General features: G+C 68.5%; 16 protein-coding genes and 1 tRNA gene. 8 read left to right on the top strand and 9 right to left on the bottom strand.

The window, feature by feature from the left end; all coding sequences use genetic code 11:
• Nucleotides 1-23 precede the first annotated feature (23 nt).
• Nucleotides 24-560, top strand: a complete 537-nt coding sequence (locus tag BLW44_RS10375; protein ID WP_060925929.1) for a gamma carbonic anhydrase family protein — start codon at nt 24-26, stop codon at nt 558-560.
• Between the two features lie 29 nt (nt 561-589).
• Nucleotides 590-663, top strand: a tRNA-Ile gene (locus tag BLW44_RS10370).
• Nucleotides 664-679: 16 nt separating this feature from the next.
• Here BLW44_RS10370 and BLW44_RS10365 read toward each other — a convergent pair.
• Nucleotides 680-1,387, bottom strand: coding sequence for a GntR family transcriptional regulator (locus BLW44_RS10365; RefSeq protein ID WP_074731752.1), 708 nt, complete (start codon nt 1,385-1,387; stop codon nt 680-682).
• Nucleotides 1,388-1,636: 249 nt separating this feature from the next.
• On the opposite strand from BLW44_RS10365, the gene BLW44_RS10360 reads away from it, so the two are divergent.
• Nucleotides 1,637-1,963, top strand: a complete 327-nt coding sequence (locus BLW44_RS10360; protein WP_060925931.1) for a hypothetical protein — start codon at nt 1,637-1,639, stop codon at nt 1,961-1,963.
• A 236-nt stretch (nt 1,964-2,199) separates the two neighbouring features.
• Nucleotides 2,200-2,541 (top strand): hypothetical protein, encoded by a 342-nt coding sequence (locus tag BLW44_RS10355; protein WP_139305269.1) that lies wholly within the window; start codon nt 2,200-2,202, stop codon nt 2,539-2,541.
• An 8-nt stretch (nt 2,542-2,549) separates the two neighbouring features.
• Here the strand turns inward: BLW44_RS10355 and BLW44_RS10350 are convergent, their stop codons facing one another.
• The 6 genes from BLW44_RS10350 to BLW44_RS10325 form a co-directional block, all read right to left on the bottom strand.
• Nucleotides 2,550-3,134 carry a DUF2238 domain-containing protein gene (locus BLW44_RS10350; RefSeq protein WP_060925933.1) on the bottom strand — a complete coding sequence of 195 codons (585 nt, stop codon included), beginning with the start codon at nt 3,132-3,134 and terminating at the stop codon, nt 2,550-2,552.
• Nucleotides 3,131-3,961 carry an endonuclease/exonuclease/phosphatase family protein gene (locus BLW44_RS10345; RefSeq protein ID WP_060925934.1) on the bottom strand — a complete coding sequence of 277 codons (831 nt, stop codon included), beginning with the start codon at nt 3,959-3,961 and terminating at the stop codon, nt 3,131-3,133. The genes BLW44_RS10350 and BLW44_RS10345 overlap by 4 nt, the downstream gene beginning before the upstream one ends.
• Nucleotides 3,958-4,797, bottom strand: a complete 840-nt coding sequence (locus tag BLW44_RS10340) for a glycosyltransferase family 2 protein (RefSeq protein WP_338061384.1) — start codon at nt 4,795-4,797, stop codon at nt 3,958-3,960. Before BLW44_RS10340 ends, BLW44_RS10345 begins: the two co-directional genes overlap by 4 nt.
• Nucleotides 4,798-4,861: 64 nt before the next feature.
• Complete coding sequence (locus tag BLW44_RS10335) at nt 4,862-5,191, bottom strand: DUF7882 family protein (protein ID WP_060925935.1); 330 nt, start codon at nt 5,189-5,191, stop codon at nt 4,862-4,864.
• A gap of 86 nt (nt 5,192-5,277) precedes the next feature.
• Nucleotides 5,278-6,213, bottom strand: a complete 936-nt coding sequence (locus BLW44_RS10330) for a helix-turn-helix domain-containing protein (protein WP_060925936.1) — start codon at nt 6,211-6,213, stop codon at nt 5,278-5,280.
• On the bottom strand, nt 6,194-6,946 hold the full coding sequence (locus BLW44_RS10325; protein WP_060926045.1) for an exonuclease domain-containing protein: 753 nt from the start codon (nt 6,944-6,946) through the stop codon (nt 6,194-6,196). Before BLW44_RS10325 ends, BLW44_RS10330 begins: the two co-directional genes overlap by 20 nt.
• A gap of 80 nt (nt 6,947-7,026) precedes the next feature.
• Here BLW44_RS10325 and BLW44_RS10320 point away from each other — a divergent pair, with 80 nt between their 5' ends.
• Nucleotides 7,027-7,926, top strand: a complete 900-nt coding sequence (locus tag BLW44_RS10320) for an alpha/beta fold hydrolase (RefSeq protein WP_060925937.1) — start codon at nt 7,027-7,029, stop codon at nt 7,924-7,926.
• Here the strand turns inward: BLW44_RS10320 and BLW44_RS10315 are convergent.
• Nucleotides 7,898-8,371, bottom strand: a complete 474-nt coding sequence (locus BLW44_RS10315) for an Lrp/AsnC family transcriptional regulator (RefSeq protein ID WP_060925938.1) — start codon at nt 8,369-8,371, stop codon at nt 7,898-7,900. The genes BLW44_RS10320 and BLW44_RS10315 overlap by 29 nt on opposite strands.
• A gap of 168 nt (nt 8,372-8,539) precedes the next feature.
• Here BLW44_RS10315 and pdhA point away from each other — a divergent pair, with 168 nt between their 5' ends.
• Genes pdhA through BLW44_RS10300 form a run of 3 tightly spaced genes read left to right on the top strand, consistent with a single transcriptional unit; the run spans nt 8,540 to nt 12,056 of the window.
• Nucleotides 8,540-9,655 (top strand): pyruvate dehydrogenase (acetyl-transferring) E1 component subunit alpha, encoded by a 1,116-nt coding sequence (gene pdhA, locus BLW44_RS10310; protein ID WP_060926046.1) that lies wholly within the window; start codon nt 8,540-8,542, stop codon nt 9,653-9,655.
• Between the two features lie 2 nt (nt 9,656-9,657).
• Nucleotides 9,658-10,668, top strand: coding sequence for an alpha-ketoacid dehydrogenase subunit beta (locus BLW44_RS10305; RefSeq protein ID WP_060925939.1), 1,011 nt, complete (start codon nt 9,658-9,660; stop codon nt 10,666-10,668).
• A complete protein-coding gene (locus BLW44_RS10300) occupies nt 10,665-12,056 on the top strand; it encodes a dihydrolipoamide acetyltransferase family protein (RefSeq protein WP_060925940.1) in 1,392 nt (463 codons plus the stop codon). Before BLW44_RS10305 ends, BLW44_RS10300 begins: the two co-directional genes overlap by 4 nt.
• On the opposite strand, the gene BLW44_RS10295 is transcribed toward BLW44_RS10300, so the two are convergent.
• On the bottom strand, nt 12,049-12,642 hold the full coding sequence (locus tag BLW44_RS10295) for a TetR/AcrR family transcriptional regulator (protein ID WP_060925941.1): 594 nt from the start codon (nt 12,640-12,642) through the stop codon (nt 12,049-12,051). The genes BLW44_RS10300 and BLW44_RS10295 overlap by 8 nt on opposite strands.
• Nucleotides 12,643-12,707: the final 65 nt, after the last annotated feature.

The following is a 12,707-nucleotide window of genomic DNA, read 5'->3' as shown; positions in this document are numbered from 1 at the left end:
GGTTGTGAGGGTAGTCTCGCGTCATGAGCATCGCTGCAGGAGCATCCGTACTCGCCCTTCAGGCAAAGACCCCGTCGATCTCCGAAGCCACGTTCGTCGCCGACGGCGCACGCATCATCGGAGACGTCTCGCTGGCTGCAGGAGCGAGCGTCTGGTACAACGCCGTCCTCCGCGGCGATTCGGCAGCCATCATGATCGGCCCTGGCAGCAACGTGCAGGACAACGTCTCGGTGCACGTCGACTCCGGCCATCCCGTCCGAGTGGGGGCGAAGGTCTCGATCGGCCACAACGCCGTGGTGCACGGATGCACGGTCGGCGACGGCTCGCTCATCGGCATGGGCGCGGTGATCCTCAGCGGTGCGGTGATCGGATCCGGATGCTTGATCGCCGGTGGTGCGGTCGTCTTGGGCGGCACCGAGGTGCCGGACGGATCGCTGGTGGCCGGCGTGCCGGCGAAGGTGCGTCGCGCGCTGAGCGACGAGGAGCGCGCAGGTCTCATCGCGAACGCCGACATCTATCTGCAGCACCTGCGCACGCATGCCGATGCGAAGCCGGTCTGACCCGCGGGGCCCGATAGGCTGGTGCGCACGGGGCGGTGGCCAAGCTGGTTAAGGCAGTGGGCTCATAACCCAACGATCGCGGGTTCAAGTCCCGCCCGCCCTACTCGACAGCCCTCAGCTCACGGGGTTCTCCGCCCGCCCTCTGTCGTCCGCCCGAGGGCGAGATGGACAGCGCGGGCGCTGTCCACGGCAAGGTCCCTGTCGCCGGAACGGAGGGCGTCTCCGAGTAGCCGGAGGTGCTGAGCGGTGAGCCCGCTCGTGTCGGCGTCGTGGGTCCCGGCGCGAAGAGCCCGGGCGAGAGCGAACGTGGTTTCACCGAGGATGGTTCGGTGCACGGACGTGCCGCCCTGCGCGAGCAGGTAGTTGTAGAGGGTCAGGTAGGAGCGCGTGAAGTGCTCGGGTTCATCGACGTGGCGTGCCACCTCGTCCACGATGCTCGCGGCGTGCAGGCGGATCGATTCCTCCAGGTTCGCCACGACAGCGTCGATCAGGGCGACGACCTGGGTTCCGGCGAACACGTACCAGTCCTGGACATCCTGTGCGGTCAGCGGTGTCACACGCGTGAACCGCCCCGGGGAGAACTCGACCAGTCCGATCCGCTCCAGTCGTTGCAGCCCTTCCCTGACAGGTGTCCGAGACACTCCCAGCTCGTCGCCGATGATGCGGTCATCGATCGGGAGTCCGGGCGGCAGCACTCCCTCTGCGATCTGCGCTCCGACATGTCGGAAGACGATCGACGAGAGCGGGGCGCCCGCGGGGTGCATCGTCAGAGGGCGTGCCCCGGAGACCGGGCCACGGTCGTTCCCCATGCTGAGCGTCGATACCACTGCGTTCCTTCTTCCGGCGTTCCCGTGGGCACGGCGGGTGCCCACCTATCAAGACGCCGGACCGACCGATATATGACGCGAGATAGGCGCGGATGCGTCCGTCTCGCACTTGTAAGAGGTCGTTGAGCATAGGTCGTGACGCGATCTCGCGTGCCGCCGGTCTCTCGCGCCGCCGTCCGGCGCCCACGCCGATTCCGCAGTATGGCGTCACGATCCGGTCGGTCTCGAGTTCTACTGAGAGGGGGAACGATGAATCAACTGGACACCGCGGCTGCACTCGCATCGCTGATCGCGTTCGCAGCGCTGGCTGCCGCGCTCGGTCTCACTCACCGAAGCACTGACGACCCGAACCGTCGCTGGACGGCACGAGCGTTCTGGTTCGTCGCGTTCCCCATCGGCATCCTCGCTATCGTCATCGAGATGGTCTGGCGCACGACGGATGGGATCGCATTCATCGTGAGCGCCGGCGTCTCGCTCGGACTCATCATCGCCGCGGCCACATCGGAGCTGGTCGCAGCTGTCGCGAGCGGTCTCGCGCCGACGCTTCCGACCACGCGACGGGCGGAGGAGCCATGACCAGCCCGATCTCGGCATCCCTGTGCACGGGGCAGCCCACCTCGCACCGAGCACGATCGCGCGCGTCCCGCCAGGGACCGGCTCCCACACGGTATGGGTCTGGTCGATCATCGGGGCGATGGCCGTCAGCATCATCCCCGTCGTATGGTTCTCCGTCGAGATGCCTGGCGCCATGATCGAATTCATGAGATCGCTGCCCGTCGACGGCGGGGACTCCGGATATCGAACAGGTGCTGTTGGCGGAGCTGAAGCTGGCTCTCGCTCCCTGGTACTGGTTCTCCATGCTCATCGTCTGGACGATCTTCGGAGCTTCCGTGTGGTTCGCTGCCATGGACATGCGGACTCTCGCGCAGCGCGGCTTCGTCAAGCCGTTCCACTGGGCGTGGATCTTCCTCGCGACCCCCGTCTACATCATCGGGCGGCATGTCGTGATCCGGCAGCGTGGCGGCCAGGGCGCAGGCCCACTCATCGCGATGATTGCGACGGAGATCGTGCTCCTGTTCCTCAACCTGTTGTTGAGCGCGTTCCTCATGACGCGCCTCGTCGCCGAGCTCGACCCGTTCGTGTCGTCGATCTGACGGACGGTTCACCCCCTGCGGCGGGCCCGCTCCACCTGCACCCGTGACAGCAGAAGACCGGCGAGAAGACCCCCGAGGCCGCCGAACAGCATGTCGCCGATCGTGTCCTGGTACGTGACGAAGATGTCGTCGCTGAGATAGGCCTTGCCCAGCCACTCGACCATCTCCCACACGGCGCTCAGCGCGAGGGCGATCAGCGGCAGCAGCACGAGCGGCGTGCGCGCGCGGACGCCGCTCCCACGGGTGATCCGCGCCACCTCGGTCCGCGTCAGGACGAGAGCTGTGATGATGGCGAGCAGCCCTGTGCAGAGGAGGTGCAGCAGCAGATCCCAGCCGGGAACGCTCGTGTAGAGGTCGAAGACGTTGCTCCAGGCAGCGGTGAGCACGATCGCGCACGCGGCGGCATCGAAGCCGCCGCGCATGCCGAGCGCGCGGGGCAGCATCAGCGCCGGCGTCGCGAGCGCAGCGATCCCGGCGTCCGTAGGATCCCACCAGATCGCGGCCACGACGACGCCGAGGATGCCGAGTACGCGGAGGCCATCGGCCGTCCATTCCGACGTGGTGCGGGGCGGCCGCAGGAAGTCTTCCTTCACGCACCCTCCTCAGGGAGACGGACGAGAGCCTGCACCGGGAGGTGATCCGAAGGACGGATGCCGTCCATGGTCCGCGTGTTCAAGCCGATCGCGCGCACGCTGACGTCGCGCGTCGTCAGCACTCCATCGATACGGCGACCGCGCAGCCGGGGACCGTGGCCTCCGACGAACGACCCCCATTCCGGGGTGAGTCGTCGCTGTGCCGACACCCAGGAATCGCTGACCGCACCGGCGGCGAACAGCGGCCGCAGCGACGTCGCGCCGAGATCGGCGTTGAAGTCGCCGAGCACGATCACGGGCAGCTCGCTGGCCGCTGTCAGCCTGGCGATCGCCTCAGCCGAGCGGCGGCGAGACCGGGCGGAGAAGGGATCGAGATGCGTGTTGATCACGACGAATCGCTGGCCGGTGGCCGTGTCACGGAACCCGGCCCGCACGAGCGTCCGTGGAATCAGGTTGCCCCACGTCCGAGAACCCGGGACGTCAGGGTGGTCCGAGAGCGCGCGCTGCTCCCAGAACTCCATGTCGAGCCGCTCGGCGTCGTAGACCAGCGGGGTGCCCTCGCCTCTTCCGGCCCTTCCTCGCCCGTGTCCGATCACACGCTGTTGCGGGCCGAGAGCGTCCATGACCACGCGCACGGATCGGGGGAGGGCCTCCTGCAGACCCAGCACGGTGGGAAGTTCGGTGTGGAGAACTGCGCCGACAGCCGGCGAGCGGACGCTCCACCGTTCACGCCTCGGCAGAAGCCGCCCGTCCATGGCGCGGCGGAGGTTGAACGACATGAGGTGCAGATCCGGCGGGTGCGCAGGTCCGATCAGTGCGCTGCTCACCGGGCGTCCGCTCGTCGCCGCTGTCGTCGGAGACGGCGAGCGATCAGCCGCCTCCAGCGGAACGGAGGAAAGTCGTGCGGCCAGTGGACGACCACGCTCCGAAAGCCACGGTGCACGCGGCGACCGAAGCTCCCCGCCGTGAAAGGCCTCATCGACATCCCCATGGTCGTCCCCGGAAGGAGGGCGATACGGTGCTCCGCGCCCAGATGGAAGGCGAGATCGAGGTCGTCGTGGAGCTCGGGATCGCGATGCACTTCGTCACGGATGGCACGCCACGCGTCCCGACGGAAGGCGAGATTCGAACCGAAGAGAGGCGGATGCCCGAGCGTGACTCCCATCAACGTCGTGTAGGCGCCGAGGTAGAGCCTGGCGAGCGGCACCCGCAGCGCCGGCGGACCATCGGTGAACCGCGCCCGACCAGTGAGGGCTGATACTCCGGCATCCTCCGCGAACGCGGCCGTGACCGTGTCCACCCAGTCCGGGTCGGGCTCGCAGTCGGCGTCCAGTCGAAGGATCAGGTCTCCGGCAGCCGCGTCGTAGCCGGTCGCCGCGGCTGCCGAGATTCCAGGATCGGCGCAGAACAGCACGCGCGCTCCGGCATCGCGCGCCACGGCGGCCGACGCATCCGAGGAGTCGTTGTCGATCACGATGATCTCGTCAGCGGGCCGATTCTGCGCACGCAACCGCTCGAGGCAGCGGGCGAGCAGCGGGGCATCATCCTTCACCGGGATGACCACCGATGTCGTCAGGATGCTCGACGGAGCAGTCGCGGCGCCGCTGCCCTCGCCAGCGCCTCGCCCCTCGTCACTCCTCGCCTGCGCTGTCATCTCGGTCATCGTGCCATCGCCTCGAGCGAGAGAGCGAGGGACTTGACACCGCAGGCTCCTCCCACACCGGTGCTCAGCCGGCGTCAGCGCCCGCGAGCTCGGACGGCTCGATCAGCTCCTCGACCAGCATGATCCCGCCGCTCGAGTTCGCCGAATGCGCCAATGCCTCGATCCATCGACGGCTGAGTTCCGGAGCTTCCACCTCATCGAACACGAACCGCAGGGGGATGGACGGATGCAGCCAGACCGTCGAGCGCCCTTCGGACTCGCCGTCCGGATGCTTCCAGCTCAGTGTGAAGCTCTCGTTCCGGCGCAGCTTCGTGGCGACGACGACCTTGAGGTGCGCAAGCGCACGATCATCGATATGGATCGGCTCCGAGCCGCCGTAATAGAGAGAACCCATGACTCGGAATCTATGCCGCCGCGCAGCCCGCCAGACGCCGGACGAGCAGGACGCGCGACGCATGCGAACAGGTTGTTCGCATGGTGTCATCGCCGGTGCTTCGCGGCCGTCACAGAAGGAAGCACGCCGAAGCTCTCCCGATAGGCGGCGGCGAAGCGGGAAGGGTGTGAAAAACCCCACCGCCGTGCCACTGCGGACACCGTCACCGGGGTGCCCGATCGCAGGTCGCGGTGGGCGCCGTCGAGGCGAGCCTGTCTGAGTGATTCCGCCGGCGTGACATCGAGTGCGCGTCGGAATGCATACTGCAGTCCGCGGGTCGAGATGTGGACAGCAGTGGCGACATCATCGACCGTGATCGGGCTGTGGGCATTCTCGGCGATGTATTGCAGCGCGCGCCGTACAGTCGCCGGCGCGGGTGCCGCCTGAGCCGGTCGATGCCGCTCGAGCCGATCAGCGACCGCGAAGGCTGCCAGGGTCGTGGCAGCAGAGTGACGGGCGAGTTCGGCGCGCAGTAGCTCGTCCGAACTGTTGTCGGCGAGCGTCAGCGCGCTCTGCTCGATGTACGCGAACATCCGATCCCACGCGGCGGCAGCGTGCGCGGAGCGGGGCGAGAGGTCGCGGACTCGAACCGACAGGGAGTCGTCGCCGCTGATCCGTCTGGCCTGTCGCTCCAGTGCCTTGCGCTCGAAGACCAGGGCCGTCACCCGGGCGCCGCCTTCCCAGTGCGCGTGTACCCGTTGACCCTCCGAGATCCAGGGGCTACGCGCGTCGAGGTCGCCGCGATCGGAGTACACGCGCGCCTCGGGACCGTCGACCCTGCAGACGAGAAGCTGCTCCTGGGGTTCCGCCGTCGAACGCACCTCTGCCGCGAGGTCGTAGCGCACCATGCTCACCCCGCCCAGATCCGCGGAGTGCCAGTCGAACAGGAAGCTCGTCGGATCGACGTCGTGCAACACCGCCGACGGGACGAACTGCTTCCAGGTGCTCTCGACGCGGGTGATGTCACGAGTTCGGAACCGCATGTGGATCCGCCCCCTCCTGTGTGCGGTGCCTCCGGACCGGCCAGGTGCCGTCGAGGCGCTCCTCCGGCTCCAGACGTCCGATGCGGATGAAGTACTCCGTGAGGCTCTCGGCCTGCGACCGCGCCCACCCGATCTGGCGGGTGTGGAGCTCGGCGAGCGTCTCGGGCAGCACGAACTGCCTCGCGAGCGCCTGGGCGACCCGGCCGGCCGCGACGGCGTCCGCCGCAGCCTCGTGCGCGTCCTCGAGACGGACGGCGTACAGCGCGGCGACCGCCTGCAGTGTGCGTTTACCCGGCCGGTACCGGTCATAAGCCTTGTCGATGACGTGCGGATCGATGATCGGCGAAGGGTCTTCCAACGGAACCACGCCGTGGCGGCGGGCCTCGTGCGCGAGAAGCGAGAAGTCGTAGGCAGCGTTGTACGCGACGATCGGGACCCCCTGCGACAGCAGTGAGCGCAGGGCTGAGGTGACCTGGTCGACGACCTCGGCGGCCGGACGGCCGAGACGACGCGCGTGCTGTGTGGTGACGCCGTGCACGGCCGTCGCCCCGGCGGGGATGTCGATCCCCGGATCCGCGAGCCAATCACGCGCTGCGATCTCGCGCCCTTCCGCATCGAGCAGCCCGACATGGGCGGTCACGACGCGGTCGTGCTCCACATCGACCCCGGTGGTCTCCAGGTCGAACACGCCGACGCGCGTGATCCAGGAGGGGGAAGCGGGGGCCGGCGGCATGATCTCACCGTAGAACGGACCGCCGACATCCGCTCGGAGGGACACGGGGGCACCACAGGCCGTGACCATAGACTTGCACCATGCCCGCCCCCTCTCCGTACGCCGACCGCCTCAGCCGACTCCCGGTCGAGCGCCACGAGGTGGAGGTCAGGGATGGCGTCACGGCGTATTGGGAGTACGGGCCCGAGGGCTCCGAGACCACGGTGATCGCCGTGCACGGGTTCCGCGGTGAGCATCACGGGCTGGAGTCGGTGCTCGCCTTCCTCCCCGAGGTGCGCGTGATCGCGCCCGATCTTCCCGGCTTCGGAGAGACGGCTCCCGTGCCCGGGCGCACCTACGATCTGGCCGAGTACGTCGCCTGGCTCACCGAGTTCGCGGCGGCCGTGGCGCCGGGTGCCGTCATCCTCGGGCATTCCTTCGGCTCCATCGTCACCTCCGCCGCGGTGGCTCAGGGCCTCGCGACACCTCGTCTCATCCTCATCAACCCGATCGGAGCGCCGGCGCTCGAGGGCCCGAAGGGGCTGATGACGCGGCTCGCGGTCCTGTACTACTCCCTGGGGGCACGGCTCCCTGAACGGCTGGGAACCGCGCTTCTCCGCAACCGTCTGATCGTCCGGATCATGAGCATCGCGATGGCGAAGACCTCCGACCCGGAGATCCGTCGATTCATCCATGACCAGCACGACACCTACTTCTCGCGCTTCGCCGATCGAGACGTGCTGCGCGACGCCTTCGTCGCGAGCGTGTCACACGACGTGAGCGAGTTCGCGGCGTCGATCTCGACGCCGACTATGCTCATCGCGGCGCAGCGCGACGACATCACGCCGATCGAGGTGGAGCGCGAGCTGGTGACCCGTTTCGATGACGGCACTCTCGTGGAGATCGCCCACGTCGGACACCTCATCCACTACGAGACCCCTGCCGAGGCGGCGGGGGCCGTTCGCCGCTTCCTCAGGATTCCCGTCGCGCGAGGCCGATGAGTCCCGCGACGCGGAACGGGATGACCTCGCCCATCGCGAGGGAGGTCTCGGTGCGCTCGACCCCGTCGATCGAGAGGATGCGCGCGTCCGTGTCGAACAGATGGCGCGCATCGCGACAGGCGACACGCGCGAGCAGATCGATCGACCCGCTGAGTCCGTGCGCCTGTACGACCTCGGGGATGCGGGCGAGCTCGTTGATGATCCTGGGCAGCTCGGTCTGCCGTACGCCGATGCTCACGAACGCCTGCAGCGGGAAGCCGAGGACGTCGGTGGAGAACGAGCGCTCGTAGGAGAGGAAGACCCCGGTCTGCTCCAACCTGGTCATCCGCGCCTGGATCGTGTTGCGAGACAGCCCCAGATTCTCCGCGAGAGCGACGATGGTCACGCGCGGATCGTCGGCGAGGGCTGCGAGCAGTTCCAGATCGATGCGGTCAAGTCCGGCCATAGTGCCAAACGATAGCAGGGCTCGGATGCCCTGGATTGGGCAACATGCTCAAGCGGTGCGCGATTGCTTGAGCGAGGTGATGAGCGGACGTACCCTCGAGTTAACCGGCGATGATGCCGGGGCCGAGCGTAGAACCCGTGACGACGGCCACGAACGAGGAGGACGATGATGTCACCGCAGATCACCCCGATCGCCGACACCGTGCAGGATCTCGAACTCGCCGAGCGCATCCTCACCCCGGATGGCACGCGGATCGCGAACCCGCAGCTCGACCCCTTCGTCGAGGACGTCGACCCCGCGCAGCTGCGCGCACTGCACCGAGACATGGTCATCCTCCGCAGGATCGACTCGGAGGGAGTCGCTCTCCAGCGTCAGGGGCAGCTCGGTCTGTGGGCCCCCTGTCAAGGGCAGGAGGCCACCCAGATCGGCACCGCACGCGCGATCGCCGCGAACGACTACGTGTTCCCCAGCTATCGCGAGACCGGCGTGATCTACGCCCGCGGCGCCCAGCCCGGCGATTACGTGCGGATGTGGCGCGGCGAGGAGGGTGCAGGGCACGACCCGGCGGCGTTGGGCGTGGCACCGCTGCAGATCATCATCGGCGCCCAGACGCTCCACGCCGTCGGGTACGCCCTCGGCATCCGTCACGAAGGGGCCGACGAGGTGGCCGTCACCTACTTCGGTGACGGAGCGACGAGCCAGGGCGACGTGAACGAGGCGATGATCTTCGCCTCCTCGTACCGGGCACCCGTGGTGTTCGTGTGCCAGAACAACCATTGGGCGATCTCCGAGCCTGTGTCCGTGCAGTCGCAGTATCCGATCGCCGGCCGCGCTCCCGGCTTCGGCATCCCGAGCATGCGGGTCGACGGCAACGACGTGCTGGCGTGTCTCGCAGCGATGCGCTGGGCGCTCGCGCACGCTCGCAGCGGCAAGGGACCGGCCTACCTCGAAGCGGTCACCTACCGGATGGGACCGCACACGACGGCCGACGATCCGACCCGTTACCGCAAGGACGAGGAACTCGAGGCCTGGCGGCGACGCGATCCGATCACGCGCCTGGAGGCTCACCTGCGTGCCCTCGGAGAACTCAGCGACGAGCAGGTCGCCGAGACGCAGGCCGCGGCGGATGTCGTCGCCCGTGAGATGCGGGCGGAATGCCTCGCGATGGTCACGCGCCCGCCGCTCTCAGTGTTCGACGGCGTCTACGCCGAACCGCACACCGGACTCGAGAGGCAGCGTGGCGAGTACGCCGCCTACGTCTCGTCCTTCGAGGGCGAGGCGTGACCATGGCAGAGCTCACTCTCGGCAAAGCGCTCGGTGCGGGGCTGCGCCAGGCGATGCGCGACGATGACAAGGTCGTGCTCCTGGGGGAGGACATCGGCAAGCTCGGCGGCGTGTTCCGCATCACCGACGGCCTGCTCGACGAGTTCGGCGCCACGCGCGTCATCGACACCCCGCTCGCGGAGTCCGGCATCGTCGGCACCGCGGTGGGCCTCGCATTCCGCGGATACCGGCCGGTCGTCGAGATCCAGTTCGACGGCTTCGTGTACCCCGCCTTCGATCAGATCGTCGCGCAGGTGGCGAAGCTGCACTACCGCACGCAGGGCCGCGTGAAGATGCCGATCACCATCCGCATCCCGTGGGCCGGGGGCATCGGCGCTGCGGAGCACCATTCCGAATCGCCCGAGGCGTACTTCGTGCACACGGCGGGGCTCCGCGTGATCGCCGTGTCGAATCCGGAGGACGCCTACCGGAGTCTGCGGCAGGCGATCGCCTCCGATGACCCCGTGATCTTCTTCGAGCCCAAGCGGCTGTACCACCACAAGGGGGAGGTGGATCTGGATGCTCCGCTGGCGGACGCGGCGCCGATGGGTCTCGCCCGCGTCGTCCGAGAGGGACGGGACGCCACCCTCATCACCTATGGCGCGATGGTCGCGACCGCGCTCCAGGCGGCGGAGGCGGCCCAGGATGAAGGAACCTCTCTGGAGGTCATCGACCTGCGGTCCTTGTCGCCGGTGGACTACGACACCGTCGCGGCCTCGGTGCGCAAGACCGGCCGCGTCGTCGTCGCTCACGAGGCCTCCCGTGAGGCCGGCGTGGCCGCCGAGGTCATCGCCAGCATCACCGAGCGGTGCTTCGAGTACCTGGAGTCCGCGCCGCTGCGGGTGACAGGGCACGATGTGCCCTACCCGCCGGCCAAGCTCGAGAAGTACCATCTGCCGGATCTCGACCGGCTCCTGGATGCCGTCGACCGGGTGCTCGATCGCCCGAACAGCCTGACGGGAGCAGAGGCATGAACGCCGAGTTCCGACTGCCCGACCTGGGCGAGGGCCTCACCGAGGCCGAGGTGATCCAGTGGATGGTGGGGCCGGGGGATCCGGTCGCCCTGAACCAGACTCTCGCCGAGGTCGAGACGGCGAAGGCCGTGGTCGAGCTGCCGTCGCCGTACGAGGGCACCGTCACGGCTCTGCACGCCGAGGCGGGTCAGACCGTGGCCGTCGGCGCGCCCCTCATCGAGTTCGACGTGGTCGGCGCGGAGACGCCCGCACGGGGTGCGGGGTCCGGGTCCGTGGCGACCGAGGGCGAGGAGAAGACTCAGCCCAACCTCGTCGGCTACGGCGCAGCACCCTCGGCATCCGGCCGTCCGGCGCGTCGCGCGCGGCGTCTCGGCGGCGGCTCGCCCGCGGCAGACACCGCCGTGCTCGAGGCGGCGCCGCATGACGCGTCTCCGTCACTCAGCGTCGAGACGGTGATCGAGCGTCCTCGGTCCACGCCGCCGGTTCGGGCCTACGCCAAGCGCCTCGGCATCGACCTCGTGCTCGTGGCCGCGTCCGTCGGCGACCGGGTGATCACCCGCGACGACATCGACGCATACGCGGAGCGCGTCGGTGCCGTCGCCGAGCCGCAGGGGGCGACCGCATCCGCGGCACCCGTTCCCCGTGGTGCGGACGCGCTGCCGCACCGCACTGCGGGGCAGGACGACGCCAGGGAGACCAGGATCCCCATTCGCGGCGTGCGCAAGCACACGGCCGCCGCCATGGTGCAGAGCGCCTTCACTGCCCCGCACGTCACGGTCTTCCACACGGTCGACGTCACCGCGACGATGGAGCTGCTGTCTTCGTTCCGCGAGGATCGCGCGCTGTCCGAGCACCGCATCGGTCCGCTCGCGGTCGTCGCAAAGGCCGTGTGCCTCGCACTCGGCCGCACTCCGGGGCTCAACTCCCACTGGGATGAGGCCGCCGGGGAGATCGTCCAGTACCACTACGTCGACCTGGGGATCGCAGCGGCCACGGAACGCGGGCTGATCGTCCCGAACATCCGCGACGCCGAGAGGCTCAGCCTCATCGACCTCGCCGATGCGCTGAAGGACCTCGCAGGGACGGCGAGGGCGGGCAAGACGTCGCCGGCCGAACTCGCGGGCGGTACCTTCTCGATCTCGAACATCGGGGTCTTCGGAATCGACGCCGGCACGCCGATCCTGCCGCCGGGGCAGTCCGGCATCCTGGCCGTGGGCGCCGTCCGCAGGCAGCCGTGGGAGCATCGTGGCGAGATCGCCCTGCGTCAGATCATGACGCTGAGTCTGTCGTTCGACCACCGGCTCGTGGACGGTGCCGAAGGGGCGCGGTTCCTCAAGGACGTGGCAGACGTGCTCGAGGAGCCGGGACGGGCGATGCTGCTCAGGTAGGAGCCGTGAGCGCCGACTCCGCCATCGCGACGAGCACTGTCGCGGTGGCGGAGTGCCGTCTGGCCGCGGCACGCGTGCTGTGCGGAGTGGAGTTGATGAGTCCGAAGCATGCCTGGACGCGCAGCCGCAGCTCGTCGGCATCCGCGTCGACGAGAGGGGCGAGGGTGTCGATCCAGAGCTCGATGTACGCCCGCTGCAGACGACGGACCTCGGCATGGTCGCGAGAATCGAGGTGCGCGACGTCCCTGTCCTGCACGCGGATCACCTCGGCGTGACCGAGCGCGAAGTCGACGTGGAACTCGACGAGCGCCCGCATCCGCTCCGCGGCTGTCGCACCGTCGGAGGCGACCTTCGTCCCGCCGGTCACGAGATCGTCGCTGACCTTGACCAGTACAGCGCCGAGGAGCGCCTGCTTGCCGGTGAAGTGTCGGTACACGGCGGGTCCGGAGACGCCCACGGCAGCTCCGATGTCCTCGAGACTCACCCCGTTGTAGCCGTGCTCGGCGAAGAGACGGGCGGCCTCTCGGAGGATCGCGTCAGAGCGCTCTGCCTTGGCGCGATCTCGCGCCGTGACGGGGGTTGTCATCTCAGTTAATCCTCGCTAACCTGATGTCATCGGTTAGTGAACACTAACCGAAACAGCATGCAGTG

Origin of the sequence: Microbacterium hydrocarbonoxydans, from assembly GCF_900105205.1 — a bacterium.
GTDB lineage: Bacteria > Actinomycetota > Actinomycetes > Actinomycetales > Microbacteriaceae > Microbacterium > Microbacterium hydrocarbonoxydans.
This window is presented reverse-complemented; position numbering and strand designations above follow the sequence as displayed.

Excerpts from the sequence above, each read along its gene's own strand:
- BLW44_RS10375 (WP_060925929.1), top strand. The coding sequence starts at position 24 with ATGAGCATCGCTGCAGGAGCATCCGTACTCGCCCTTCAGGCAAAGACC.
- BLW44_RS10360 (WP_060925931.1), top strand. The coding sequence starts at position 1,637 with ATGAATCAACTGGACACCGCGGCTGCACTCGCATCGCTGATCGCGTTC.
- BLW44_RS10340 (WP_338061384.1), bottom strand. The coding sequence starts at position 4,797 with ATGACCGAGATGACAGCGCAGGCGAGGAGTGACGAGGGGCGAGGCGCT.
- BLW44_RS10335 (WP_060925935.1), bottom strand. The coding sequence starts at position 5,191 with ATGGGTTCTCTCTATTACGGCGGCTCGGAGCCGATCCATATCGATGAT.
- BLW44_RS10330 (WP_060925936.1), bottom strand. The coding sequence starts at position 6,213 with ATGCGGTTCCGAACTCGTGACATCACCCGCGTCGAGAGCACCTGGAAG.
- BLW44_RS10325 (WP_060926045.1), bottom strand. The coding sequence starts at position 6,946 with ATGCCGCCGGCCCCCGCTTCCCCCTCCTGGATCACGCGCGTCGGCGTG.
- BLW44_RS10320 (WP_060925937.1), top strand. The coding sequence starts at position 7,027 with ATGCCCGCCCCCTCTCCGTACGCCGACCGCCTCAGCCGACTCCCGGTC.
- BLW44_RS10315 (WP_060925938.1), bottom strand. The coding sequence starts at position 8,371 with ATGGCCGGACTTGACCGCATCGATCTGGAACTGCTCGCAGCCCTCGCC.
- pdhA (WP_060926046.1), top strand. The coding sequence starts at position 8,540 with ATGTCACCGCAGATCACCCCGATCGCCGACACCGTGCAGGATCTCGAA.
- BLW44_RS10305 (WP_060925939.1), top strand. The coding sequence starts at position 9,658 with ATGGCAGAGCTCACTCTCGGCAAAGCGCTCGGTGCGGGGCTGCGCCAG.
- BLW44_RS10300 (WP_060925940.1), top strand. The coding sequence starts at position 10,665 with ATGAACGCCGAGTTCCGACTGCCCGACCTGGGCGAGGGCCTCACCGAG.
- BLW44_RS10295 (WP_060925941.1), bottom strand. The coding sequence starts at position 12,642 with ATGACAACCCCCGTCACGGCGCGAGATCGCGCCAAGGCAGAGCGCTCT.